The 23,712-nt window shown below is 66.8% G+C and carries 23 protein-coding genes; 12 read left to right on the top strand and 11 right to left on the bottom strand.

Annotation, left to right across the window (positions count from 1 at the left end; all coding sequences use genetic code 11):
- The 6 genes from DIE04_RS24075 to DIE04_RS29885 all read left to right on the top strand — a co-directional run bounded on the left by DIE04_RS24075 (window position 1) and on the right by DIE04_RS29885 (window position 5,111).
- Window positions 1–1,203: a tryptophan--tRNA ligase gene (locus DIE04_RS24075; protein ID WP_044847993.1), complete on the top strand. Its 1,203-nt coding sequence runs from the start codon at window positions 1–3 to the stop codon at window positions 1,201–1,203.
- A 9-nt stretch (window positions 1,204–1,212) separates the two neighbouring features.
- Window positions 1,213–1,815, top strand: coding sequence for a bifunctional 2-polyprenyl-6-hydroxyphenol methylase/3-demethylubiquinol 3-O-methyltransferase UbiG (locus DIE04_RS24070; protein WP_124522129.1), 603 nt, complete (start codon window positions 1,213–1,215; stop codon window positions 1,813–1,815).
- A gap of 47 nt (window positions 1,816–1,862) precedes the next feature.
- Entirely contained in the window at window positions 1,863–2,768 is a 906-nt protein-coding gene (dapA, locus tag DIE04_RS24065; protein ID WP_044847991.1) for a 4-hydroxy-tetrahydrodipicolinate synthase, read from the top strand.
- A gap of 111 nt (window positions 2,769–2,879) precedes the next feature.
- Window positions 2,880–4,025: an outer membrane protein assembly factor BamC gene (bamC, locus tag DIE04_RS24060; RefSeq protein WP_044847990.1), complete on the top strand. Its 1,146-nt coding sequence runs from the start codon at window positions 2,880–2,882 to the stop codon at window positions 4,023–4,025.
- 4 nt (window positions 4,026–4,029) lie between these two features.
- Window positions 4,030–4,806: an MBL fold metallo-hydrolase gene (locus DIE04_RS24055; protein WP_124488293.1), complete on the top strand. Its 777-nt coding sequence runs from the start codon at window positions 4,030–4,032 to the stop codon at window positions 4,804–4,806.
- Between the two features lie 122 nt (window positions 4,807–4,928).
- Entirely contained in the window at window positions 4,929–5,111 is a 183-nt protein-coding gene (locus DIE04_RS29885; RefSeq protein WP_185500420.1) for a hypothetical protein, read from the top strand.
- A 20-nt stretch (window positions 5,112–5,131) separates the two neighbouring features.
- Here DIE04_RS29885 and DIE04_RS30415 read toward each other — a convergent pair whose 3' ends face one another.
- Both DIE04_RS30415 and DIE04_RS24040 read right to left on the bottom strand, forming a co-directional pair.
- Complete coding sequence (locus tag DIE04_RS30415) at window positions 5,132–5,377, bottom strand: hypothetical protein (protein ID WP_011657350.1); 246 nt, start codon at window positions 5,375–5,377, stop codon at window positions 5,132–5,134.
- A gap of 54 nt (window positions 5,378–5,431) precedes the next feature.
- A complete protein-coding gene (locus DIE04_RS24040; protein ID WP_124488292.1) occupies window positions 5,432–6,652 on the bottom strand; it encodes a cupin domain-containing protein in 1,221 nt (406 codons plus the stop codon).
- Between the two features lie 32 nt (window positions 6,653–6,684).
- On the opposite strand from DIE04_RS24040, the gene DIE04_RS24035 reads away from it, so the two are divergent.
- A complete protein-coding gene (locus DIE04_RS24035; protein ID WP_044847987.1) occupies window positions 6,685–7,227 on the top strand; it encodes a peptidylprolyl isomerase in 543 nt (180 codons plus the stop codon).
- Here DIE04_RS24035 and DIE04_RS24030 read toward each other — a convergent pair.
- From DIE04_RS24030 to DIE04_RS24010, 5 genes are all read right to left on the bottom strand, one after another.
- Window positions 7,207–8,481: a hypothetical protein gene (locus tag DIE04_RS24030; RefSeq protein WP_124522125.1), complete on the bottom strand. Its 1,275-nt coding sequence runs from the start codon at window positions 8,479–8,481 to the stop codon at window positions 7,207–7,209. The genes DIE04_RS24035 and DIE04_RS24030 overlap by 21 nt on opposite strands.
- Window positions 8,462–11,119, bottom strand: a complete 2,658-nt coding sequence (mutS, locus tag DIE04_RS24025) for a DNA mismatch repair protein MutS (RefSeq protein ID WP_124522123.1) — start codon at window positions 11,117–11,119, stop codon at window positions 8,462–8,464. Before mutS ends, DIE04_RS24030 begins: the two co-directional genes overlap by 20 nt.
- Before the next feature lie 334 nt (window positions 11,120–11,453).
- Window positions 11,454–12,359: an AraC family transcriptional regulator gene (locus DIE04_RS24020; RefSeq protein ID WP_124522121.1), complete on the bottom strand. Its 906-nt coding sequence runs from the start codon at window positions 12,357–12,359 to the stop codon at window positions 11,454–11,456.
- 211 nt (window positions 12,360–12,570) lie between these two features.
- Window positions 12,571–14,193: an NAD(P)/FAD-dependent oxidoreductase gene (locus DIE04_RS24015; protein ID WP_124522119.1), complete on the bottom strand. Its 1,623-nt coding sequence runs from the start codon at window positions 14,191–14,193 to the stop codon at window positions 12,571–12,573.
- Window positions 14,194–14,259: 66 nt separating this feature from the next.
- Entirely contained in the window at window positions 14,260–15,063 is an 804-nt protein-coding gene (locus DIE04_RS24010) for an inositol monophosphatase family protein (protein WP_044847980.1), read from the bottom strand.
- 280 nt (window positions 15,064–15,343) lie between these two features.
- Here DIE04_RS24010 and DIE04_RS24000 point away from each other — a divergent pair, with 280 nt between their 5' ends.
- Window positions 15,344–16,168 carry an RNA methyltransferase gene (locus tag DIE04_RS24000; RefSeq protein WP_124522115.1) on the top strand — a complete coding sequence of 275 codons (825 nt, stop codon included), beginning with the start codon at window positions 15,344–15,346 and terminating at the stop codon, window positions 16,166–16,168.
- A gap of 328 nt (window positions 16,169–16,496) precedes the next feature.
- Entirely contained in the window at window positions 16,497–17,270 is a 774-nt protein-coding gene (gene cysE, locus DIE04_RS23995) for a serine O-acetyltransferase (RefSeq protein ID WP_044847978.1), read from the top strand.
- A gap of 48 nt (window positions 17,271–17,318) precedes the next feature.
- Here the strand turns inward: cysE and DIE04_RS23990 are convergent, their stop codons facing one another.
- The 4 genes from DIE04_RS23990 to DIE04_RS23975 form a co-directional block, all read right to left on the bottom strand.
- Window positions 17,319–18,119: a UDP-2,3-diacylglucosamine diphosphatase gene (locus DIE04_RS23990; RefSeq protein WP_044847977.1), complete on the bottom strand. Its 801-nt coding sequence runs from the start codon at window positions 18,117–18,119 to the stop codon at window positions 17,319–17,321.
- 26 nt (window positions 18,120–18,145) lie between these two features.
- A complete protein-coding gene (locus tag DIE04_RS23985; RefSeq protein ID WP_006483987.1) occupies window positions 18,146–18,637 on the bottom strand; it encodes a peptidylprolyl isomerase in 492 nt (163 codons plus the stop codon).
- A gap of 88 nt (window positions 18,638–18,725) precedes the next feature.
- Window positions 18,726–19,301: a peptidylprolyl isomerase gene (locus DIE04_RS23980; protein ID WP_012364186.1), complete on the bottom strand. Its 576-nt coding sequence runs from the start codon at window positions 19,299–19,301 to the stop codon at window positions 18,726–18,728.
- A 39-nt stretch (window positions 19,302–19,340) separates the two neighbouring features.
- A complete protein-coding gene (locus DIE04_RS23975; protein WP_185500418.1) occupies window positions 19,341–20,063 on the bottom strand; it encodes a tetratricopeptide repeat protein in 723 nt (240 codons plus the stop codon).
- Between the two features lie 234 nt (window positions 20,064–20,297).
- Here DIE04_RS23975 and cysS point away from each other — a divergent pair, with 234 nt between their 5' ends.
- The 3 genes from cysS to DIE04_RS23955 all read left to right on the top strand — a co-directional run bounded on the left by cysS (window position 20,298) and on the right by DIE04_RS23955 (window position 23,679).
- A complete protein-coding gene (gene cysS / locus DIE04_RS23965; RefSeq protein WP_044847975.1) occupies window positions 20,298–21,695 on the top strand; it encodes a cysteine--tRNA ligase in 1,398 nt (465 codons plus the stop codon).
- Window positions 21,696–21,738: 43 nt separating this feature from the next.
- Entirely contained in the window at window positions 21,739–22,608 is an 870-nt protein-coding gene (locus DIE04_RS23960; protein ID WP_124488283.1) for a DNA-3-methyladenine glycosylase, read from the top strand.
- A gap of 99 nt (window positions 22,609–22,707) precedes the next feature.
- A complete protein-coding gene (locus tag DIE04_RS23955) occupies window positions 22,708–23,679 on the top strand; it encodes an acetyl-CoA carboxylase carboxyltransferase subunit alpha (protein WP_006478433.1) in 972 nt (323 codons plus the stop codon).
- Window positions 23,680–23,712 lie beyond the last annotated feature (33 nt).

Here is a 23,712-nt window from a genome sequence, read left to right as displayed (position 1 = left end):
ATGTTCCCAGATCGTATTTTCTCCGGCATGCGACCCACCGGGTCGCTGCACCTCGGCCACTACCACGGCGTGCTGAAAAACTGGGTGAAGCTGCAGTCCGAGTACCCGTGCTTCTTCTGCGTGGTCGACTGGCATGCGCTGACGACGCACTACGAAACGCCCGAGGTCATCGAGAAGAACGTGTGGGACGTGCTGATCGACTGGCTCGCGTCCGGCATCGATCCGGCGCAGGCGACGCTGTTCATCCAGAGCAAGGTGCCCGAGCATGCGGAGCTCGCGCTGCTGCTCGGCATGAGCACGCCGCTCGGCTGGCTCGAACGCGTGCCGACCTACAAGGAGCAGATGGAGAAGCTGAAGGACAAGGACCTGTCGACCTACGGCTTCCTCGGCTACCCGGTGCTGATGGCGGCCGATATCCTGCTGTATCGCGGCTCGCTCGTGCCGGTCGGTGAAGACCAGGTGCCGCACGTCGAGATGACGCGCGAGATCGCGCGCCGCTTCAACTACCTGTACGGCCGCGAGCCGGGCTTCGAGGAGAAGGCGCTCGAGGCCGCGAAGAAGCTCGGCGGCAAGCGCGCGAAGCTCTATCACGAACTGCGCAACGCGTACCAGCAGGAGGGCGACGACGAGGCGCTCGAACAGGCGCGTGCGATGCTGCAGGAGTCGCAAAGCCTGTCGATGAGCGACCGCGAGCGCCTGTTCGGCTATCTCGAAGGCGCGCGCAAGATCATCCTGGTCGAGCCGCAGGCGCTTTTGACCGAAGCGTCGCGGATGCCGGGCCTCGACGGCCAGAAGATGTCGAAGTCGTACGGCAACACGATCGGCCTGCGCGAGGACGCGGAGACGATCACGAAGAAGGTCCGCACGATGCCGACCGATCCGGCGCGCGTGCGCCGCACCGATCCGGGTGATCCCGACAAGTGCCCGGTGTGGCAGCTGCATCAGGTCTATACGGACGAAGCGACGCACCAGTGGGTGCAGAGCGGCTGCCGCTCGGCGGGTATCGGCTGCCTCGACTGCAAGCAGCCGGTCGTCGAAGGGATCCTGCGCGAACAGCAGCCGATGCTCGAGCGCGCACAGAAGTACATGGACGATCCGTCGCTGCTGCGCGCGATCGTCGCGGACGGCTGCGACAAGGCGCGCAAGCACGCGGTCGAGACGATGCGCGACGTGCGCGAGGCGATGGGCCTGTCGTACACCTGACCTGACGGCATGCGCGAACCCGTCATTGCCGCCGCGGGCGGCCACGTCGCCCAGACCGAGCCGTCGCGCTGGGTCAGCCGGTGGTCGCGGCTCGTCCCGGCGGGCGGCGCGGTGCTCGATGTCGCCGCGGGCGGCGGCCGCCATGCGCGCTGGTTTGCGTCGCACGGGCATCCGGTCGTCGCGCTCGACCGCGATCCGGCCGCGCTGGCCGCATTGCGCGCGATTCCCGGCGTCGACGCGCGCGACGCCGATCTCGAGGGCGCGCCCTGGCCGCTGCCGGCCGGCGCGTCGTTCGCGGCGGTGATCGTCACCCATTATTTGCATCGTCCGCTCTGGCCCCATCTGCTTGATGCGGTGGCGCCGGGCGGCGTGCTGATCTACGAAACCTTCGCGCAAGGAAACGAAACGGTCGGCAAACCGTCCAATCCCGCGTTCCTGCTCGCCCCGGGCGAGCTGCTGGACGCGGTGCGCGGCCGCCTGCGGGTGGTCGCGTACGAGGACGGATTCGTCGCCGCGCCGCGCGAGGCGTTCGTGCAGCGCATCTGCGCGGTACGCGAGGGCGCGACCCCGACGGCGGGGGCGGGAATTCCACGTTACGAACTGCCCGGCTAATCCGCTACAATCTCAACGTTTACCGGTACATCAATCAATCGCGTTTCATGGCTAACGGCACCCAAGACGGCATTCAAATCCGCGGCAGCATCCCCGCGATCGTCACCCCGATGCTCGAAGACGGCAGTCTCGACCTGCCGGCGTTTCGCAAACTGATCGACTGGCACATCGCGGAAGGCACCGACGCACTCGTCGTGGTCGGCACGAGCGGCGAGTCGGCAACGCTCAACGTCGAAGAGCACATCCTGATGATCCGCACGGCGGTCGAGCATGCGGCGAAGCGCATCCCGATCATCGCGGGCGCAGGCGGCAATTCGACCGCCGAGGCGATCGAACTGACGAAGCACGCGAAGGCCGTCGGCGCCGACGCGACGCTGCAGGTCGTGCCGTACTACAACAAGCCCACGCAGGAAGGGATGTACCGGCACTTCAAGGCGATCGCCGAAGCGGTCGACCTGCCGGTGATCCTGTACAACGTGCCGGGCCGCACCGTCGCGGACATGGCGCACGAGACGACGCTGCGCCTCGCGCAGGTGCCGGGCATCATCGGCGTGAAGGAAGCGACCGGCAACATCGATCGCGCCGCGCACCTGATCAAGGCCGCGCCGAAGCATTTCGCGATCTACAGCGGCGACGATCCGACCGCGATCGCGCTGATGCTGCTCGGCGGCCACGGCAACATCTCGGTGACGGCGAACGTCGCGCCGCGCGCGATGAGCGACCTGTGCCGTGCGGCGCTGGCTGGCGACGTCGCAACGGCGCGCGAGCTGCACATGAAGCTGCTGTCGCTGCACAAGAACCTGTTCATCGAGGCAAACCCGATTCCGGTGAAGTGGGCGCTGCAGGCGATGGGCAAGATGCAGGGCGGCATCCGCCTGCCGCTTACGCCGCTCGACGAGCGCTGCCACGATGTCGTACGTTCGGCCCTCGTCGAGGCCGGCGTCCTCGCCTGAGGCTCAGGCGGCCGCGTCCTGCGGCCGCCGGCTCGACCCCTCATCAACCCGCACCGGCCGGCTCCGTCCGGCGCCGCTCCTGACGAGCGTTCTAGCAAGACGAAGGATTTCATGAAACGTTTCGCCTTTTCCTCTCGCGCCATCCAGGTTTCGGTGGTGGCGCTGGCGCTGGGCGCGCTCGCCGGCTGCGATACGCTGAACGATTATCTGGCTCCTGACCGGGTCAACTACAAGAACACGGGTTCGGCGCCGCCGCTCGCGGTGCCGAGCGACCTGAAGCCGGTGCCGACGACCCAGCAGTTCGTCGCGCCGCCGAGCAATGCCGGTCTCGGCACGCTGCCGCCGCGGGCGACCACGGCCTCCGGCAACGCGACCGACGGTGTCCCGAGCGCGCAGGATCCGCTCGGCATGCATATCGAGCGCGACGGCGATCGCCGCTGGCTCGTCGTGGACGGGCGCACGCCCGAGCAGCTGTGGCCGATCCTGAAGGAGTTCTGGCAGGAAAACGGCTTCTCGCTGAAGACCGACGCGCCGTCGACCGGCATCATGGCCACCGACTGGGCCGAGAACCGCGCGAACATTCCTGACGACTGGTTCCGCCGCACGATCGGCAAGGTCATCGACTTCGCGTATTCGTCGGGCACGCGCGACCGTTTCCGCACGCTCGTGAACCGCACGCCGGACGGCAACACCGACATCTCGATCACGCACAGCGCGATGGAAGAAATGATGGTCGGTCCGCAGGGCGGCACGTCGTCGCGCTGGGAAGAGCGTCCGCGCAACCCGGTGCTCGAGGCCGTGTTCCTGTCGAAGCTGATGCAGAAGTTCGGCCTGAGCGACGCGCAGGCGAAGCAGCTGCTGACCGATGCACGTCCCGCGACGGCGCCGGCGAAGGTCGCTGACACGAGCGGCGGCGCCGCGACGCTGCAGCTGGCGGAATCGTTCGACCGCGCGTGGCTGCGCGTCGGTCTCGCGCTCGACCGTACCAACTTCGCGGTCGACAATCGCGACCGCGAGAAGGGCCTGTACACCGTCCGCTACGCGAACACGATGGAAGAGCTGAAGCGCGACGGGCTGTTCGGCAAGCTGTTCTACGGCGGCCCGTCGGCGGCCAAGCCGGGCAAGGAATACCTGGTCAACGTGCGCGCGCAGGGCAATGGCGGCACGCAGGTCGCGGTGGTCGACGCGAACGGCCAGGTCGACAACTCGTCGGATGCGCAGCGGCTCATTTCGCTGCTGCAGGCCCAGCTGAACTGACCGCGTGCGCTTCGCCAGCCTTGGTAGCGGCAGCGAAGGCAACGCGCTGGTCGTCGAGGTGTCGAGCGGCACGACGACCACCCGCGTGCTGCTCGACTGCGGTTTTTCTGCGAAGGAGGTCGAGCGCCGCCTCGGCCGCCTGAATCTCGGCATCGACGATCTCGATGCGATCCTCATCACCCACGAACACAGCGACCACGTCGGCAGCGCGCTGACGCTCGCGCGGCGCGGGTCGCTGCCGCTCTACATGAGCTGGGGCACGGCGCGCGCAGTAGGCGCGGACGAGGCCGATGTCGATCTCCACGTGTTGTGGGGCGACGAGACGGCCGCGATACGCGATCTGGCCGTGATGCCCTATACGGTGCCCCACGACGCGCGGGAACCGCTCCAGTTCGTCTTCATGGATGGCTGTCGCCGGCTCGGCGTGCTGACCGACGTCGGCATGGCCACGCCGCACATCACGACCGTCCTGAGCGGCTGTGACGCGCTGGTGCTCGAATCCAACCACGATACCGCGATGCTCGCCGGGAGCCGCTATCCGCAGTCGCTGAAGGCGCGGATCGGCGGCAATCATGGTCACCTGAGCAACGACGCCGCCGCCGGCATCCTCGCATCGCTCGAACGCAGTCGCCTCCAGCATCTGGTCGCGGCGCACCTGAGCCAGCAGAACAACCGGCCCGAGCTGGCCCGCCAGGCGTTTGCCGGCGTGCTGGGAACGGACGGGGAGGACGTGGTCGTGGCCACGCAGGACGCGGGCTTCGACTGGCTGACGCTCGGTTGAGCGGGCGCAGAGCGGCGCGGGAAGGGGCGGGCGGCGGCTTGGCCTGCTTGCCTGCCGGGTGCGATGCGCGAAACCGACAGACGTAAAAAAACCGGCCCGAAGGGCCGGTTTTTTTTCAGCTGATGCTGAGGCTTACTGGCTTGCGCCCGAAGCCGGAGCAGCCGTCGCTGCCGAAGCAGCCGACGCCACAGCAGCAGCTGCGTCGCTCGCAGCAGCCGTTGCCGACGAAGCAGCAGCCGAAGCGTCGCTCGCAGCACCAGCAACTGCCGAAGCAGCCGACGAAGCAGCAGCCGATGCGTCGCTAGCAGCCGACGAAGCAGCTTGATCAGCGCTCTTGTTGCAAGCAGCCAGTGCAACAGCAGCCAACAGGGAAGCTACGAGGAGGGATTTCTTCATGATCACGTCCTTTTATGGTTAAAGGTAAGCAACAGCGCGAAACAATACCGGTAATGTGCTCCAACACCGACCTGGGCCGCTGGTGGAGACGCACTTCTAGAGCGTGAATCTTCCCTACGGCTTGGGCGGAAATTATATGCACTTTCCTATCGACCGTCGACAAATGCGGGGTCAATACGTTGTCTTTCCCATACAGAATTTGATCTGCACGGGCATACGGGGCGGCCCACTAAATCCGGTATCCGACCCGCAGCCAGCCCGCACAATACCATTCGTGCAGCAAGGCTGTCATCGAGGGAGCCCGGGATAGTGTTACAAACCGTTTCGCCTCCATGTGGCGGAGATTGGCCAGTTCGGGCAGCCATTCGCCGGCTTGCTCGAGCGGTTGTTCCTCGCCATTAATGAAGTACGATCGCGCGTTATACATCAATGCGGCGCGTCTGTCGAGATGCACGCCCCGGCGCGATGCCTGCGCGACGAACGCGGCCTCGGACAGCGGCCGCGCCGGCGGCTCGAATACGACGTTCGATTTGGGCTCGCTCAGGTAGCAGCCGAGGAATTCGGCGACGTCGCGCTTGCGCCAGCGGATTGCCTCGACGATCTCGGCGACGCGCTCGACCATCGCCGGCGGCAGTTGCGCGGGGGTGTCGACGGCCGGCTGCTTGGGGTCGCGGTAGAGCGCGTCGCCGCGCTCGTCGCGCAGGCCGCCGCGTTCCGCGAGGTAGTACAGGAATTGCGCGCCCAGCTCCCCGGCGGACGGCGCCCGAAAGCCGATCGAGCAGGTCATGCATTCGCCCTCCGCTACGCCGTCGTGCGCGATGTGCGGCGGCAGGTACAGCATGTCGCCCGGCTCGAGCACCCATTCGTCGCTCGGCTCGAAATGCTCGAGGATCTTCAGCGGCACGTCCGGCTGCAGCGACAGGTCCTTCTGCGCACCGATGCGCCAGCGGCGCCGGCCTTCGACCTGCAGCAGGAATACGTCGTACGAGTCGAAGTGCGGGCCGACGCCGCCGCCGTCCGTCGCGTACGAAATCATCAGGTCGTCGAGACGCGCGTCCGGGATGAAGCGGAAGCGGTCGAGCAGCGCGCGCGCCGCGTCGACGTGCAGGTCGAGCCCCTGCACGAGCAGGGACCAGGATTTGCGCGAGATGGCCGGCAGCGCGCCCGGCTCGAACGGGCCGTGCGCAAGTTGCCACTTGTTACGAAAATGGGTGATCAGCCGCGATTCGGCGTCATAGTCGGCTGCCAGCTCGAACAATGCGTCGCGCGTGACCGGCGGCTTCACGCCGGGGATCGCCTGGCGGATCAGCAGCGGCTTTTTCTGCCAGTAGCGGCGCATGAATTGCGCCGGCGAGAGGCCGCCGAGCAGCGGCGTGGGAAGATCGGAAGGCGGCGCGCCGAGCGGGGCGTCAGCGGCATCCCGCGGTTCGGCTTGAGACCGGTTGCGCATCGTATAATGAGACTTGTATTTGGGAGAATTGGATGAAAATCGCAAAAAACACCGTCGTGTCGGTCGCTTACAAGCTGTCGGATGCGCAAGGCAATCTGATCGAGGAAAGCGACGAGCCGATGGTTTATCTGCACGGCGGCTATGATGGCACGTTCCCCAAGATCGAGGAACAGCTCGACGGCCAGGAGCCCGGTTACCAGGCGCAGGTTCAGCTCGAGCCGCAGGACGCGTTCGGCGACTACGATCCCGAACTCGTGAAGATCGAGCCGCGCGATCGTTTTCCCGAGCCGATCGAAGTGGGCATGCAGTTCGAAGGCACGCCGGAAGACGGCGACGAGGAAGTGGATTCGCTGATCTACACGGTCACCGACATCGCCGAAGACAAGGTCGTGCTCGACGGCAACCACCCGCTCGCGGGCATGGCGCTGCGTTTCGCGCTCACGGTCAAGGACGTTCGCGAAGCGACCGAGGACGAGATCGAGCATGAGCACGCGCACGGCGCGGAAGGCCTCGAAATCGTCGACGAGGACGAAGACGAGGACGGCGACGCACCGTCAGGGCGCACCCTGCACTGAACTGGCGGGCAGGCCGGGCGCCGGCCCCGAGGCAGGGGGCGGCGCGGGCCACGAGGCGCCGCCCGGCGTCGTGCCGTCGCCCTGCAGCGGCGGCGCGACCGACGACGAGTCGGGCAGGGCCGGCAAGGCCGGGATCTCCGGCATCTGCGGCAGCGGGACCTCGTCGCGCGGCACGACCGGCAGCGCGGGCGGGGTTGGCAGATTCTTCGGCACGTCCTGCAGGCTCACGTTGAAGATCGTCTGCCGTGCCGGCGACACGTTGACCTTCACCCACTGATTCGCCGGCTGACGCGGTCCGATCGCGACACGCGTCACATTTCCCACCAGCACACCGTCGTCCGCATGCAGCGGGCGATCGATCAGGAAACCATTCGCAAGCGGCTCGCTGCTCGCGTGCATCACCAGAATCGGGCCGCGGAATGTCGCCGCCGCCTTCACCAGCGTTCGTTTCAGTTCACGGAAGCCGTCGCGCACGCGCGGCCGGTTGAAACGCAACCACGCAAAGCGTTCGGTCCGCTCGTAGCGATCGAACTGCGGATCGCCTTCGAACATCACCACCATGGCGCGCGCTTCGCGCCGCTTCGCGTATTCGGCCGCGTGGTCGATCCAGAAGCCGTTCGCGACGATGCGGTCCTCGAATTCGCCGTTGCGGCCGCCGGCCGTCAGATAGTGGTTGTTCGGCGCCGGTGCGTTCAGCGCGACGTAGACGACGTCGTCATGCATCCAGCGCGCGTTTTCGCGATACGGCCGGAACCGCGCGACTTCACTTTCGCGGGTGATCTGCAGCGCGCCGGCGTCGGGCAGCGCGGCGTCCGCCAGCAGCGTCTGGCGCAGGAAGTCCAGGCGTTCGACCGGATCGTAGCTGCCGCCGGCCGCCGTGTTGCACGTTGCCCAGTCGTCGTGGCCGGGAATGAACACGAGCGGCACGCGCGATGCGTCCAGGATCGCGCCGCGCTGCGTGTACAGCGTGTCGCGGCACGCTTCCTTCGCACCCTTGAGGTCGCCCGCATAGACGACGAAGGCCAGATTGCGCTCGCGCGCGATCGATTCGAACAGCCGCTGCGCGGCCGGCTCGTCGGCCGGCGCGTTGATGACGCCCGACACGATCGCGAACGAGTAGGGGGCGGCGGCACGCTTGGGCGGCGCCGCGAGCGTGCTCACCTGCACGAGCGCGAGCGTCGCCGCGATCAGTGCGGCTGCGGCGGCGCGGGCCGGCCGGCCCGACGGGAGGCGTTTACGCGTGCCCGTCGACATCGTGCGAGCGGACGAGCGTGCGCAGTTCGTACAGCAGGTCGAGCGCCTCGCGCGGCTTGAGGTCGTCGGGATCGATGTCGCGCAGCTTTTCGAGTGCCGGATGCGGGGCGTCGGCCGGCGCCGGCGCATCCGCGCACGCGAGCTCCTCGGCCGCGGCGGGCGGCGCGCTGAACAGGTCGAGCTGCGGCGTGTGCTGGGCGGCCGACTGCTGTTCGAGATACGCGAGATGCTTGCGCGCGGCGCGGATCACCGGCGCCGGTACGCCCGCGAGTTGCGCGACCTGCAGCCCGTAGCTCTGGTTCGCCGGGCCTTCGTTGACCGCGTGCAGGAACACGATGCCGTGGCCGTGCTCGACGGCCGACAGATGGACGTTGGCCGCTTGCGGGAATTCGGCCGGCAGCTGCGTCAGCTCGAAGTAGTGCGTCGCGAACAGCGTGTAGCAGCCGTTTTGCGCGAGCAGGTGACGCGCGATGGCCCATGCGAGCGCGAGGCCGTCGAACGTCGACGTGCCGCGGCCGATTTCGTCCATCAGCACGAGGCTCTGCGGTGTCGCGTCGTTCAGGATCGCCGCGGCTTCGGTCATCTCGACCATGAAGGTGGAGCGTCCGCCGGCGAGATCGTCGGCCGCGCCGATCCGTGTGAAGATCCGGTCGATCGGGCCGAAGCAGGCCGATTTCGCGGGCACGTAGCTGCCGACGTACGCCATCAGCGCAATCAGCGCCGTCTGCCGCATGAAGGTCGACTTACCGCCCATGTTCGGGCCGGTGATCAGCAGCAGCTTGCGCTCGGCGCCGAACCGGCAGTCGTTCGCGATGAACTGCTCGACCTGCGCTTCCACGACCGGGTGGCGACCCTGTTCGATCTCGATGCCGATTTCGTCGGTGAAGGCAGGCGCGACCCAGTCGAGCGTGCGGGCGCGCTCGGCGAACGCGGCGAGCACGTCGAGCTCCGCGAGCGCCGACGCGACGCGCTGGCACTCCGGAATGAACGGCAGCAGCGCCTGCAGCACGCCGTCGTACAGCGCGCGCTCGCGGGCCAGCGCGCGTTCCTGCGCGGACAGCGCCTTGTCCTCGAAGGTCTTCAGTTCGGGTGTGATGTAGCGCTCGGCGTTCTTCAGCGTCTGGCGGCGGCGATAGTCGTCGGGCACCTTGTCAGTCTGGCCGCGCGTGACCTCGATGTAGAAGCCGTGCACCTTGTTGTATTCGACGCGAAGGTTCGCGATGCCCGTGCGGGTGCGCTCGCGCGCCTCGAGATCGATCAGGAACTGCCCGCAGTTCTCGGAGATGTCGCGCAGTTCGTCGAGCTCCGCGTCGTAGCCGCGCGCGATCACGCCGCCGTCGCGCACCATCGCGGCCGGCTCGGGGGCGATCGCGCTGGTCAGCAGGTCGAGGCATTCGGCGGGCGGCGCGAGCGCCGCGTCGACGCGGGCAAGCGCATCCGCGTTCGCGACGATCGCGCTGATGCGCTCGCGCAGCGCGGGCAGCGCGGCGAACGTGTCGCGCAGGCTCGACAGGTCGCGCGGCCGCGCGGACAGCAGCGCGAGCCGCCCGGTGATCCGTTCGACGTCGGCGATCTGGCGCAGCGCGCTGCGCAGTGCGTCGAGGCTCGCGTTCGCCGGTGCGTCGAGCAGTGCGCCGATCGCTTGCTGGCGCGATTGCGCGGCGACCGACGCGCGCGGCGGATGATGCAGCCAGTGACGCAGCAGGCGGCTGCCCATCGTCGTGCAGCAGGTGTCCAGCAGCGAGTACAGCGTCGGCGATTCGGTGCCGCGCAGCGTTTCGGTCAACTCGAGGTTGCGGCGCGTCGCCGGATCGAGCCCGATGTATTCGGTTTCGTTCTCGACCTTCAGGCTGCGCACGTGACGCAATTGCTGACCCTGTGTGGCGGCCGCGTACAGCAGCAGTGCGCCGGCGGCTCCGCATGCGCTCGTCAGCGAATGCGCGCCGAAGCCGTCGAGGCCCGCGACGTCGAGCTGGTCGCACAGGCGCTGCGTGCCCGATGCGATATCGAAGTGCCATGCCGGCACGCGTTTGATCGCGCCGGCGCCCGCGGGCACGGCGTCGGTCGCGCCGTCCGCCGTCAGGATTTCGGCTGGCCGGATGCGTTCGAGCGCGGCGCCGAGCTGGTCGGGTTCGATCTCGGCGAGCCGCAGTGCGCCGCTCGCGAGGTTCAGCCACGCGAGGCCGATGTTGACCGCGACGCCGCGCTTGTTGTGGCCCGTGCACATCGCGAGCAGGTAGACGTCGTTCTTGTCGGACAGCAGTGCCGCGTCGGTCAGCGTGCCGGGCGTGACGACGCGCACGACCTTGCGCTCGACTGGCCCCTTCGACGTGGCGGGGTCGCCGATCTGCTCGCAGATTGCGACCGATTCGCCCATCTTCACGAGCTTCGCCAGATACTGTTCGACCGCGTGATGCGGGACGCCGGCCATCTTGATCGGCGTCCCGGCCGAGGCGCCGCGTTGCGTGAGGGTCAGGTCGAGCAGGCGCGCGGCTTTCTCCGCATCCTCGAAGAACAGCTCGTAGAAGTCGCCCATCCGGTAGAAGACGAGCGTGTCGGGGTGATCGGCCTTGATGCGCAGGTACTGCTGCATCATCGGAGTATGGCCGGCGAAGGCTTCGGGCGACAGCGTGGTCATAGGTCAGGCAGGAAGTTGTTGCTTTGGTTGCCCGAGTTTACCAGTCGCTTCCATGTGCACGCGCGAAGTTCGCCGTTCGGCTAGTTGCCGGCGACGAGGGGGGTAGTTCCGCGCAGGCAATTTCCGCTTCTCGGCGTCGGCATCGAGATTGTGGATCATCTCAATACGGGGCCGTTGACCGTAAGCGGGACGTCGGTCGTCCATGCACCGACCGGATTGATGGCCGATATCGGTCATTCGATCTCGTGCGGTGCAGCTGACTGCCGTCACTTTGCAGGTGCGGCCGTCGGTCGGATGCTCATGTGACTCGCAAGAGCCGCGTCGGCCACCCTCCTCAAACGTTGTCCATGCGCCAACGACGCGGCGTAATACCGGTCACGCGCGTGAATGTTCTCGTGAAGTGGCTCTGGTCGGCGAAGCCGCATGCATCCGAGATCATTTGCAGCGGCATCGACGATGTGCGCATGTACATCATTGCGCGTTCGATGCGCTGATTGATCAGCCAGCGATGGGGCGGTAACCCGGTGGTCTGATGAAAGGCCTTGACGAAGTGGCCACGAGACAGGCCGCACGCTTTCGCCACATCGGCGATCGAGATGTTGCCGGTAAGGTGTTCGAGCAGAAAGCCTTTCGCCACGCGCTCCTGCCACGCCGTGAGTTTGCCGGTCGACTTCTCCCGCCGCTCGCCGATGCCGCCGTACAGACGCGCGACATGCGTCTGGAAGGCGAGCGCGACGTGGTCGACGAACAGCTGGGATGCGTGCTCGGGCCGCGCCAGGGCGGGGAGCAGGGCTTGGCCCAGGCGATGGATGACCGGATCCGTCGCACTCAAATGCGGCGGCAAGTAAAGCTGGGGCCGCTGCCTGCCACCGATTTCATCGACTGTCTCCTCCAGCGTTCGGCGCGGGAGGTGAAAATGGATGCAGTCGAACGCCCCCTTCAGGTCGGAAACCCAGCTGCGATCGAGGTCGTGAATCGTGACGGTCCCTGCGTCATAGGGGACGAAACAAGCAACACGTCCGTCAAGCCACAATTCCTGTTCGCCGAACGCGCGCAATTGCAACACGATGAGATCGGCGTCTTCAAGTTCGTATGGCGCGGTTCGGCCAATATTTCTACGAGATGTCTGCAGTCGGCTGATGCCGACCTGGGCGTGCGGCAGCGTCTGCGTGACCACGCTTTGCCTGAGGTCGGCCGGCATGAAATCAGATGACACGTTGTCCGACTGTGCGGCGGTCATGGATTCGTGGAAACGTGGAGAATTCGGCCGCGGAGTATACCAAAGCGAAATTTGGCCTGGCATCGGCCGTGTTCGGCACATTGACCACTAATGGCCGCGGCGCATCGCAAAGAGGGGGTAGCTTCGCGTGGCGAACCTTGTCAGGCAGGGCGCAGATACTGCTGGATCACCCGGCGCACGGACCTTCGTGCGCCGGGCCTGACGGGCAATATCAGGACGCGTGCGCCGACATCAGATCGAGCGCCACCGCCTGCGCGACCTCGATACCGTCGATGGCTGCCGAATAGATGCCGCCGGCATACCCGGCGCCTTCACCGGCCGGATACAACCCTTCGACGTTCACGCTCTGGTAATTGTCCTTGCGCCGGATCCGGATCGGCGACGACGTGCGCGTTTCCACGCCGGTGAGCACCGCGTCGTGCATCGCGAAGCCGGCGATCTTCTTGTCGATCTGCGGCAGCGCTTCACGAATGGCTTCGATCACGTAGTCGGGCAGCGCGGTGCTGAGGTCGGTCGGGCGCACGCCCGGCTTGTACGACGGCACCACGGAACCGAGCGACGTCGACGGCCGTCCTGCGATGAAATCGCCGACCAGCTGGCCCGGCGCGCTGTAATCGCCGCCGCCGAGTTCGAACGCGCGTTCTTCCCACTTGCGCTGGAACGCGATGCCCGCGAGCGGGCCGCCCGGATAGTCCTCCGGCGTGATGCCGACGACGATGCCCGCGTTCGCGTTGCGCTCGGCGCGCGAATACTGGCTCATGCCGTTGGTGACCACGCGGCCCGGCTCGGAGGTCGCCGCGACCACCGTGCCGCCGGGGCACATGCAGAAGCTGTAGACCGCGCGTCCGTTGCTGCAGTGATGAACCACCTTGTAGTCGGCCGCGCCGAGCTGCTTGTGGCCCGCGAACTTGCCGAAGCGGCTGCGATCGATCAGCCCCTGCGGATGTTCGATCCGGAAACCCAGCGAGAACGGCTTCGCTTCGACATACACACCGCGATCGTGCAGCATCTGGAACGTGTCGCGTGCGCTGTGGCCCACGGCCAGCACCACGTGATCGCACCGGAGCGTTTCGCCGTTCGACAGCGTCAGCGAGCGCACCTTGCCCTGATCGATCTCGATGTCCTCGACCCGGGTTTCGAAGCGCACTTCACCGCCCAGTTCGTGGATGGTCGCGCGCATCTTTTCCACCATGCTGACGAGGCGGAACGTGCCGATGTGCGGCCGGCTCAGATAGAGGATGTCCTCCGGCGCGCCGGCCTTGACGAATTCGTCGAGCACCTTGCGGCCGTAGTGATGGGGATCCTTGATCTGGCTGTACAGCTTGCCGTCGGAAAACGTCCCGGCCCCGCCTTCGCCGAACTGCACGTTGGACTCGGGATTGAGGACGCTCTTGCGCCACAGGCCGAAGGTGTCCTTGGTGCGCTCGCGCACGGCCTTGCCGCGTTCGAGGATGATGGGGCGGAAACCCATCTGCGCGAGGATCAGCCCCGCAAACAGGCCGCACGGCCCCATGCCGATGACGACCGGGCGCAGGAAGTTGCCGTGCTCGGGCGCCTTCGTGACGAAGTGGTACGCCATGTCGGGCGTCACGCCGCAATGCGGCGTGCCGGCGAGTCGCGGAAGCACGGCCGCTTCGTCCTTGACCTCGACATCGACGATGTACGTGAGCTTGATGTCGGAGCGCTTGCGCGCATCGTGCGCACGGCGGAACACCGTGTAACGGAGGAGCCCGTCTGCCGCCACGCCAAGCTCCGCGAGGCGCGCGCGAATCGCGGCTTCGAGGGCGCTCTCGGGGTGGTCGAGCGGGAGTTTAAGTTCGCTTAGCCGTAACATGAATATTCGGATACGGTCGCCACGAAGTCGTGGCGGTGTTGAGACGGGCGCGGGCGCGGCGCGGATTTACTCCGCTGCCGGATGCATGTAGCTGTAGCGGTTCAGGATCGGGATCATCTGCGCGTAGATCTTCGGATTCGCCGCGACGATCTCATGACGATGCAGGAAATCGGCGTCGCCCGTGTAGTTGCCGACGAGGCCGCCGGCTTCGGTGATCAGCAGGCTGCCCGCCGCCATGTCCCACACGTTGATGCCTTGCTCGAAGAACGCGTCGAGACGGCCGGCCGCGACGTTCGCGAGATCGAGTGCGGCCGCGCCCGGGCGGCGCAGCCCCGTGCAGGCCTGCGTCATTTCGGTGAACAGGCGCGCGTAGGCGTCGAGGCCGTCCTTCTCGCGGAACGGGAAGCCCGTGCCGACCAGCGCGTCCGCCAGGCGGTCGCGGCGGCCGACGCGGATGCGGCGGTCGTTCAGGTACGCGCCGCGGCCGCGGGTGGCCGTGAACAGGTCGTTCTTGTTCGGATCGTAGACGACGGCCTGCGTGACGACGCCCTTGTGCTCGAGCGCAATCGATACGCAGTAATAAGGGAAGCCGTGGATGAAGTTGGTCGTGCCGTCGAGCGGATCGATGATCCACTTGAATTCGGATTCGTTCTCCGATTCGCCCGATTCTTCCGCGAGGATCGCGTGGTCGGGGTAGGCGGTCTTCAGCGTCTCGATGATCGCCTCTTCGGCGGCCTTGTCCACTTCGGTGACGAAGTCGTTCTGCTGCTTCTTGCGGATCTCGATCAGGTCGAGGTCGAGGGAGGCACGGTTGATGATCTGTCCGGCGCGGCGCGCAGCCTTGACAGCGATGTTGAGCATGGGATGCATGAGCCTGGATCCTGTAGCCGGCGGCACGGGCCGCCACGAAGTGGAACACACCGCCCGGAACGGCGCAAAACGTGCCGGGCGAGATGAGACGCGAATTGACAAAGAGCAGGGTACGACCCGCGTCGCACGGGGCGCGGCGCGTAAACGCATGATTTTAGCCGATTTTCGGGAGTTTCAGGTGACCGGGATGCGGGGAAACCCCACTGGCCGTCCGGACGAGTGGGTTTGCCGGGGCGATGGCGATACCATACTGCCATTCTGACGAACCGAGTCGTATGTAGTGGAAACCCCGCAGAACCCCGCCGTGCCGTCCGAATCGGGCGCGGCTTCGTCCCCGCCGCTGTCCGGCGGCTTCACTTCCACCCGTTTCGTGCTCGTCGAGCCGAGCCATCCCGGCAATGTCGGGGCGGCCGCCCGCGCGCTGAAAACGATGGGTTTCTCCAGGCTCGTCCTGGTCGCGCCGCGCGTGCCGCACGTGCAGAGCGACCCCGAGGCGATCGCGATGGCGAGCGGCGCGGACGACGTCCTCGCGTCCGCGCACGTCGTGCCCACGCTCGGCGACGCGCTGTCCGGCGTCCACTGGTCGATCGCGCTGACCGCGCGCACGCGCGAATACGGACCGCCGCGCCTTGCGCCGCGCGCGGCCGCCGAACAGGCGCACACGCAGGTCGGCACCGGCGACATCGCGCTCGTGTTCGGCAACGAACGCACGGGCCTCGCGAACGAGCACGTCGAGCAGTGCAGCGCGCTCGCGCATATCCCGGCGAATCCGGCCTACAGTTCGCTGAACCTCGCGCAGGCCGTGCAGGTGCTCGCGTATGAACTGCGTGTCGCGTTCCTGGAGCAGGGGAGCGAGTCGCCGCGCGACGCGCAGCCCGAGGTCGGCACGCTCGCGCAGAGCGACGAGATCGAGCGGATGTACGCGCACCTCGAGAATGCGCTGGTCGCGCTCGATTTTCTCGACCCGCGCAACCCGAAGAAGCTGATGCCGCGGCTGCGGCGCCTGTTCGCGCGCACCGGCCTCGAGCGCGAGGAGGTCAACATCCTGCGCGGCATCGCGAAGCACATCCTGCTGAAGTCCGGCACGCCCGAAGGCGACGCGTAAGCGGCCGAAGTACGCCGCGGCCGGGCGCTCATGCGTTCGGCGGATGCGCTCCGCCTGCAGCCGGCGTGTCGCATCGGCCGCCGCGACGGGGGTGCCCGGTCCGTGCCCGGCCACCGGATGACCGCATGACGCGCATAACCGCGTTACCTGGCCACGATGGGCGTCCCGCGCGAATACCCGCGCCGCTGACGGGGTGAACGCGCGACGCTGTGCGGCCGCGGGCGAGTGGCCCTACAATCGCCGGACATCATAAGCAAATTACCCGGCGCGATAACGACCGGCCGTTGCCGGCGGGCGTGCCGGCCTTTTCCCCAGCCCAGACCCGATCATGTTCACCAGACTGCGCGAAGACGTTGCGACGATTCGCGAGCGGGATCCCGCCGCTCGCAGTGCCTGGGAAGTGCTGACCTGTTATCCGGGGCTGCACGCGCTCGTGCTGCATCGCTTCGCGCATGCGTGCTGGCGCGCGAAGCGCTACTGGCTCGCACGCTTCGCGTCGCAGGCCGGGCGTTTCCTGACGGGTATCGAGATCCACCCGGGCGCGACGATCGGCCGGCGCGTGTTCATCGATCACGGGATGGGTGTCGTGATCGGCGAAACCGCGATCGTCGGCGACGACTGCACGATCTATCAGGGCGTGACGCTCGGCGGCACGTCGCTCACGCGCGGCGCGAAGCGCCATCCGACGCTCGAGGCCGGCGTGATCGTCGGTGCGGGCGCGAAAGTGCTCGGCGGTTTCACCGTCGGCGCGGGCGCGAAGATCGGTTCGAACGCGGTCGTCGTGAAGCCGGTGCCGGCAGGCGGCACCGCGGTCGGCAATCCGGCGCGCATCGTGATGCCGGCGCAACCGAAGCCGCAGCCCGAGCGCGCCGCGTTCTGCGCGTACGGGATCACGCCGAACGCGGACGACCCGATGTCGCTCGCGATTCACGGCCTGATCGACCACGCGGCGAAGGAAAGCCGGCGCGTCGACGAAATCGTCGCGGCGCTCGAGCAGCTCGGCACGCATCTGGAAACGCTGCAGGGCGCGGACGCGGCGCGTCTCGATCTGCGCAGGCTGTCGGCGGTGCTGGAAGGCAAGGCGGTCGAGCGCCAGGCGTAACGCGGCGCGTGCCGGCGGCCGCCGGCAGCTGCGGCCGTGTCGCTCGCGTCAGTCGAGCGGCATCGCGTGGATGCCTTCGGCGTCGACGCGCAGATAGCCGCCGCGCGGCATGCCGTGGTCGAGATCCCAGTCGGGCAGTACCCAGCGAATCCCGCCCGGTTCGAGGTGGCGCGCGGGGCGATGCGTGTGGCCGTGAATGATCACGCTCGCACGGCTCTTCCGGAACAGCGCGGCGATGCCTTCACGCGTGACATCGTAGATCGCCGAAGCGGGGCGCATCCGGCCCGCTTCGCTGTTCGAACGCATCCGTTGCGCGAGCGCGCGGCGCCAGCGGAACGGCCACGCGAGAAACAGCGCCTGCGCGACGCCATTGCGGGCAAACCGCCGAAATATCTGATAGCCGCGATCGGCCGTGCATTGCGCGTCGCCGTGGGTGAGCACGATGCGCTGGCCGAACGACGTGATCAGCGCCGGGTCGCGCAGCAGCATCGCGCCGGCCGCCTTCATGAAGCGCCGGCCGAGCAGGAAATCGCGATTGCCGTGCATCACGTAAAGCGCGATCCCGCGCTCCGAGAACGTATGCATCAGCGCGGCCATGCGTGCCGCGAACGGATCGTGGTCGAGCACGTCGTCGCCGATCCAGTATTCGAACAGGTCGCCGAGGATGAACACCGAGTCGGCGCTGTCGGCCGTGTATTTCACGAAATGCTCGAACGCGGCGACCGTCTTCGGAATCGCCTCGCTCAGGTGCAGATCGGAGAGAAACAGGAACGGGCGTGCGGCTTGCGCGTATTCGCGCTCGCCCGGCACGCCCGCGGAGACGCTTCGCGGCGGACTCTCCTGCAACATCGAAGTGCCTCCGTAACGGCTGTGGGTCAGACCACCACGGCCTTTTCGATCACGACGTCGTCGGTCGGGACGTCCTGGTGGAAGCCCGCGTTGCCCGTCTTGACGCCCTTGATCTTGTCGACCACATCCTGGCCTTCGACAACCTTGCCGAACACAGCGTAACCCCAGCCCTGCGGCGTCGGCGACGAGTGGTTCAGGAAATCGTTGTCGTTCACGTTGATGAAGAACTGGGCGGTCGCCGAGTGCGGATCGTTCGTGCGCGCCATCGCGATCGTGTAGTTGTCGTTCTTCAGGCCGTTGTTCGCTTCGTTGTCGATCGGCGCGTCGGTCGGCTTCTGCTTCAGGCCCGGCTCGAAGCCGCCGCCTTGAATCATGAAGCCGTTGATCACACGGTGGAACACCGTGCCGTCATAGTGGCCCTTCTTCACGTAGTTGAGGAAGTTCTCGACCGTCTTCGGTGCCTTCGCGGCGTCCAGCTCGAGCTTGATCACGCCGTGGTTCGTGTGCAGTTCAACCATGATGAATTCCTTCGGTGAGGCGGTTTAAATGGCACGCGGCCGGTCGTGCGACGCGGCCGCGTGTGGCGCCGGACGTGCCGGCAGGTGCTTATTTCGAAACGATGCTGGCCGATTCGATCAGGACCGGCTGGGCCGGCACGTCCTGCATCGGGCCGCGCGAGGTCGTCGCCACGCCTTCGATCTTCTTCACGACGTCGAGGCCCGACACGACCTTGCCGAACACCGCATAGCCGTTGCCGTCCGGGTTCGGGTAGTCGAGGCCGCTGTTGTCGACCGTGTTGATGAAGAACTGCGCGGTGGCCGAGTTCGGATCGCTGGTACGCGCCATCGCGATCGTGCCCGTCAGGTTCTTCAGACCATTGCGGCTTTCCAGCGGGATCGGCGCGCGGGTCGGCTTCTCCTCGAAGTTGGTCTTGTAGCCGCCGCCCTGGATCATGAAGCCCTTGATCACGCGATGGAAGATCGTGCCGTTGTACTGGCCGGCCTTCACGTAGTCGAGGAAGTTGGCGACCGTCTTCGGCGCCTTCTCCGGGTAGAGCTCGACACGGATGTCGCCCTGGGAGGTCTTCAGCTGCACGACGGGGTGCGCGGTGGCCGATTGCGCGAACGCGGGCGCGGTCGCGAGAAGGGCGGCGCCGCCAAGCGCCAGCAACAGACGTTTCATTGCGATCCTCAGGTTGGGAGGGAGGGGAGGTTGCGCCGCTTACTGCGACGGCGCGACGTACGGCGCTGCCAGCGCACCGGACGGACCGTTGAACTGGAACGTCGGCGACATCGGCAGCGTGGTGGTGCTCACGTTTGCGGCGGCGCGATCGGTGTATGCGCGCGTGGCCGGCGTGACGCCGCGCGCGTTGGCGGCCGGCTTCGGCGGCGACACGATCTTCTGCAGGTCGGCGAGGCGCTGTGCGGTCGCGCCGCTCGTGCGGCCGAGCGCTTGCGCGCGCTTGTACGATTCGGCTGCGAGGCGCAGATAGAGGTCGCCGAGGTTCTCGTACGCGAGCGAGTAGCTCGGGTTCGATTGCGTCGCGGTGACGAGCGCGCTGCGCGCTTCGTCGTAGCGGCCGTGCTTCGCGTAGAGCGCCGCGAGGTTGTTGTACGGTTCGGGCAGTTCGGGGTAGGCCTGCGTGATCGCGACGAACTGCTGGATCGCGTCGTCGTCGCGGTTCAGGCGGGCGAGCACGGTGCCGCGCTTGAACTGCGCCTGCACGTCGTGCGGATTCGCCGCGATGCGCGCGTCGAGTTGCGCGAGCGCCTGTTTCCATTGCTTGCCGGAGATCGACGCGTCGATTTCGGGCGTGCCGTCGGCGGTGGCCGGGGCCTTCTGCGCATGCGCCGCGGGGGCCGCGAACAGCGTCAGTGCGACGCCCATGACGGCGGTCGCAACGAGGGTCGCAGCGCTCGGCGCGCGGCCGCGATGAGGTTTCATAGGCGTAAATCGGAATGTTATACTCCGAGCCATTCTAACAAAACGTCTGCGCGTTCCGGCGAGCGGCAGACAGTCTTTCTTTGCCTCTCGTGGCCGTCACCGCTGTGCTTGCAGCCTGACCGCCCCATGTGATATCGAGGACGCGCGGCGGCGAGCCGCAGCAGGTGGTCCGTCCGTTTCGCATGCTGGGCGAGCTTCGCCAGGGCGGTTTCCTTCGGCTCACGGTTCATCTCTATGGAATCACTGCGCATCTACAACACGCTCGCGCGTGACAAGCAAGTTTTCGTGCCGCGCCAGTCAGGCGAAGTGCGGATGTACGTATGCGGGATTACCGTCTACGACTATTGTCACGTGGGCCACGCGCGCATGCTGGTCGTATTCGACCTCGTCCAGCGCTGGCTGCGTGCGATCGGCTATCGGGTCACGTACGTGCGCAACATCACCGACATCGAGGACAAGATCATCCGCCGCGCGGTCGAGAACGGCGAGACGATCAAGTCGCTGACCGACCGGTTCATCGGCGCGATGCACGAGGATGAGGCGGCGCTCGGCATCCAGCGTCCGGACATCGAGCCGCGCGCGACGCAGTTCATTCCGCAGATGCTCGGGATGATCGAGAAGCTCGAGGCGAACGGCTACGCGTACCAGGCGAGCGACGGCGACGTCAACTATTCGGTGCGCAAGTTCGCGAACTACGGGAAGCTGTCGGGCAAGTCGCTCGACGACCTGCGCGCGGGCGAGCGCGTTGCCGCAAACGATGCGAAGCAGGATCCGCTCGACTTCGTGCTGTGGAAGCGCGCGAAGGAGGACGAGCCCGACGGTGCGTCGTGGGCATCGAAGTACGGGATGGGCCGGCCGGGCTGGCACATCGAATGCTCGGCGATGGGCTGCACGCTGCTCGGCGAGCATTTCGACATCCACGGCGGCGGGCAGGATCTGCAATTCCCGCACCACGAGAACGAGATCGCGCAGAGCGAAGGCGCGACCGGCCAGACGTTCGTCAACTACTGGATGCACAACGGCTTCGTGCAGGTCGACAACGAGAAGATGTCGAAATCGCTCGGCAACTTCTTCACGATCCGCGAAGTGCTCGAACGGTACGACGCCGAGGTCATGCGCTTCTTCATCGTGCGCACGCACTACCGGTCGCCGCTCAACTACAGCGACGTGCATCTCGACGACGCGCGCGCGTCGCTCACGCGCCTGTACACGGCGCTGAAGGATGTCGAGCCCGACACGCTCGCGCTCGACTGGAACGAGCCGCACGCGCAGCGTTTCGCGGCTGCGATGAACGACGACATCAACACGCCGGTCGCGGTGGCGACGCTGTTCGAACTGGCGGGTGAAGTCAATCGCACGCGCGATGCATCGCTCGCGCGGCAACTGAAACAACTGGCGGGCCTCCTGGGCCTGCTCGGCCGCGAACCGCGCGCGTTCCTGCAGCAGGGCACCGGTGCCGCGCAGGCGGGCGGGCTCGCAGCCGACGAAATCGAAGCGAAGATCGCCGCGCGTGTCGCGGCGAAGCAAGCGAAGGACTATGCCGAAGCGGACCGGATTCGGGCGGAACTGCTCGACGCCGGTATCGCACTTGAAGACAAACCGGGCGGATCGACCGAATGGCGTCGCGTATGAGCGCGATGCGTTCCACTGACCGATCCGTCAGGTAGGAGGCAGGATGGCAACGGCCAGAAAAGCGCCGGTCAGGCGTGCGACTCCGCTCGCCGCGCGTCCGGCAGCCAAGCGCGCGCCAGCGGCGAAGGCGGACGCGACGCGCGCCGTGCCGAACGGCGCGCTCAACGGTCATGCAAAGCCCGCGCGCGCGAAGGGCGTGGACGCGGCGCAGCCGGAGGTCGCGATGGCGGCCGCCGACGCGGCCCGCAAGGTGCGGGCAGCCGATGCGGCAGTCGACGGCGCCGATGGCGTCGTGCGTCCCGCGTACTGGGATAAAGCGAGCGCCGATCTCGTCAAGCGCGACCGCATCCTGAAGAAGCTGATCCCGAAGTTCGGCCCCGCGCATCTCGTGAAGCGCGGCGACCCGTTCGTCACGCTCGCGCGTTCGGTCGTCGGCCAGCAGATCTCGGTTCCGTCCGCGCAGGCGCTGTGGGCGCGCATCGAGGATGCGTGTCCGAAACTCGCACCGCAGCCGGTCATCCGGCTCGGCGCGGACAAGCTGATCGCGTGCGGGCTGTCGAAGCGCAAGACGGAATATATTCTCGATCTCGCGCAACACTTCGTGTCGGGCGCGCTGCACGTCGACAAATGGACGTCGATGGACGACGAGGACGTGATCGCGGAACTCACGCAGATCCGCGGCATCAGCCGCTGGACGGCCGAGATGTTCCTGATCTTCAACCTGTCGCGGCCGGACGTGCTGCCGCTCGACGATCCGGGTCTGATCCGCGCGATCAGCGTCAATTACTTCAGCGGGGAGCCCGTAACGCGCAGCGAGGCGCGTGAAGTGGCCGCCAACTGGGAGCCGTGGCGTACCGTCGCGACCTGGTACATGTGGCGCAGCCTCGACGCACCGGACGCCGACGCCGATTGACGGCTATCGGGTTTTAAACATCAATAGTTGAGAGCCGGTTTTGCACGTCGCCCGCGCGGGTAGAATACGCGCTGCCGCAAGACCCAAGGATTCGAACACATGAAGACCACGTTTCTGGATTTCGAACAGCCGATCGCCGAACTCGAGGCCAAGATCGAAGAGCTGCGATTCGTGCAGGACGACTCGGCTGTCGATATTTCGGAAGAAATCGAGCGGCTGTCGAAGAAAAGCCAGCAACTGACGAAGGACCTCTACGCGAACCTGTCGCCGTGGCAGGTCTCGCAGATCGCGCGGCATCCGCAGCGTCCGTACACGCTCGATTACGTTGCGGAACTGTTTACCGATTTTCACGAACTGCATGGCGACCGCGCGTTCGCGGACGACCTGTCGATCGTCGGCGGCCTCGCGCGCTTCGGCGGCCATCCGTGCATGGTGATCGGCCATCAGAAGGGCCGCGACACGAAGGAGCGCGCCGCGCGCAACTTCGGGATGCCGCGTCCGGAAGGCTATCGCAAGGCCGAACGGCTGATGCGTCTCGCCGAGAAATTCGGGCTGCCGATCTTCACGTTCGTCGACACGCCGGGCGCATACCCGGGCATCGGCGCGGAAGAGCGCGGCCAGTCGGAGGCGATCGGCCGCAACCTGTACGTGATGGCCGAACTGAAGACGCCGATCATCACGACCGTGATCGGCGAGGGCGGTTCGGGCGGTGCGCTCGCGATCGCCGTGGCCGACACCGTGATGATGCTGCAGTTCTCGACCTACTCGGTGATCTCGCCGGAAGGCTGCGCGTCGATCCTGTGGAAGAGCGCCGCGAAGGCGCCCGAGGCCGCGGAAGCGCTGGGCCTGACCGCGCATCGCCTGAAGGCGCTGGGCCTGATCGACAAGATCATCAACGAGCCGCTCGGCGGCGCGCACCGCGATCCGAAGGGCATGGCAGCGTTGCTGCGCCGTGCGCTCGCCGATTCGCTGCGCCAGTTCCAGGGCATGAGCATCGATGCGCTGCGCGAGCGCCGCTTCGAGCGCCTGATGGCCTACGGCAAGTTCAAGGAAACCACGCCCGGCGCATGACCGGCGTGTTCGCATCGCGCGCCGTCCGGCGCG

Origin of the sequence: Burkholderia sp. Bp8994, from assembly GCF_003853805.1 — a bacterium.
GTDB lineage: Bacteria > Pseudomonadota > Gammaproteobacteria > Burkholderiales > Burkholderiaceae > Burkholderia.
The sequence above is the reverse complement of the archived record's forward strand: the minus strand, read 5'-3'. Positions and strand labels throughout refer to the sequence as shown.

What these genes read in the sequence shown, in the direction of transcription:
- DIE04_RS24075 (WP_044847993.1), top strand. Translation starts at nt 1, where the DNA reads ATGTTCCCAGATCGTATTTTCTCCGGCATGCGACCCACCGGGTCGCTG.
- DIE04_RS24070 (WP_124522129.1), top strand. Translation starts at nt 1,213, where the DNA reads ATGCGCGAACCCGTCATTGCCGCCGCGGGCGGCCACGTCGCCCAGACC.
- dapA (WP_044847991.1), top strand. Translation starts at nt 1,863, where the DNA reads ATGGCTAACGGCACCCAAGACGGCATTCAAATCCGCGGCAGCATCCCC.
- bamC (WP_044847990.1), top strand. Translation starts at nt 2,880, where the DNA reads ATGAAACGTTTCGCCTTTTCCTCTCGCGCCATCCAGGTTTCGGTGGTG.
- DIE04_RS29885 (WP_185500420.1), top strand. Translation starts at nt 4,929, where the DNA reads ATGCTGAGGCTTACTGGCTTGCGCCCGAAGCCGGAGCAGCCGTCGCTG.
- DIE04_RS24040 (WP_124488292.1), bottom strand. Translation starts at nt 6,652, where the DNA reads ATGCGCAACCGGTCTCAAGCCGAACCGCGGGATGCCGCTGACGCCCCG.
- DIE04_RS24035 (WP_044847987.1), top strand. Translation starts at nt 6,685, where the DNA reads ATGAAAATCGCAAAAAACACCGTCGTGTCGGTCGCTTACAAGCTGTCG.
- DIE04_RS24030 (WP_124522125.1), bottom strand. Translation starts at nt 8,481, where the DNA reads ATGTCGACGGGCACGCGTAAACGCCTCCCGTCGGGCCGGCCGGCCCGC.
- mutS (WP_124522123.1), bottom strand. Translation starts at nt 11,119, where the DNA reads ATGACCACGCTGTCGCCCGAAGCCTTCGCCGGCCATACTCCGATGATG.
- DIE04_RS24020 (WP_124522121.1), bottom strand. Translation starts at nt 12,359, where the DNA reads ATGACCGCCGCACAGTCGGACAACGTGTCATCTGATTTCATGCCGGCC.
- DIE04_RS24015 (WP_124522119.1), bottom strand. Translation starts at nt 14,193, where the DNA reads ATGTTACGGCTAAGCGAACTTAAACTCCCGCTCGACCACCCCGAGAGC.
- DIE04_RS24010 (WP_044847980.1), bottom strand. Translation starts at nt 15,063, where the DNA reads ATGCATCCCATGCTCAACATCGCTGTCAAGGCTGCGCGCCGCGCCGGA.
- cysE (WP_044847978.1), top strand. Translation starts at nt 16,497, where the DNA reads ATGTTCACCAGACTGCGCGAAGACGTTGCGACGATTCGCGAGCGGGAT.
- DIE04_RS23990 (WP_044847977.1), bottom strand. Translation starts at nt 18,119, where the DNA reads ATGTTGCAGGAGAGTCCGCCGCGAAGCGTCTCCGCGGGCGTGCCGGGC.
- DIE04_RS23985 (WP_006483987.1), bottom strand. Translation starts at nt 18,637, where the DNA reads ATGGTTGAACTGCACACGAACCACGGCGTGATCAAGCTCGAGCTGGAC.
- DIE04_RS23980 (WP_012364186.1), bottom strand. Translation starts at nt 19,301, where the DNA reads ATGAAACGTCTGTTGCTGGCGCTTGGCGGCGCCGCCCTTCTCGCGACC.
- DIE04_RS23975 (WP_185500418.1), bottom strand. Translation starts at nt 20,063, where the DNA reads ATGAAACCTCATCGCGGCCGCGCGCCGAGCGCTGCGACCCTCGTTGCG.
- cysS (WP_044847975.1), top strand. Translation starts at nt 20,298, where the DNA reads ATGGAATCACTGCGCATCTACAACACGCTCGCGCGTGACAAGCAAGTT.
- DIE04_RS23960 (WP_124488283.1), top strand. Translation starts at nt 21,739, where the DNA reads ATGGCAACGGCCAGAAAAGCGCCGGTCAGGCGTGCGACTCCGCTCGCC.
- DIE04_RS23955 (WP_006478433.1), top strand. Translation starts at nt 22,708, where the DNA reads ATGAAGACCACGTTTCTGGATTTCGAACAGCCGATCGCCGAACTCGAG.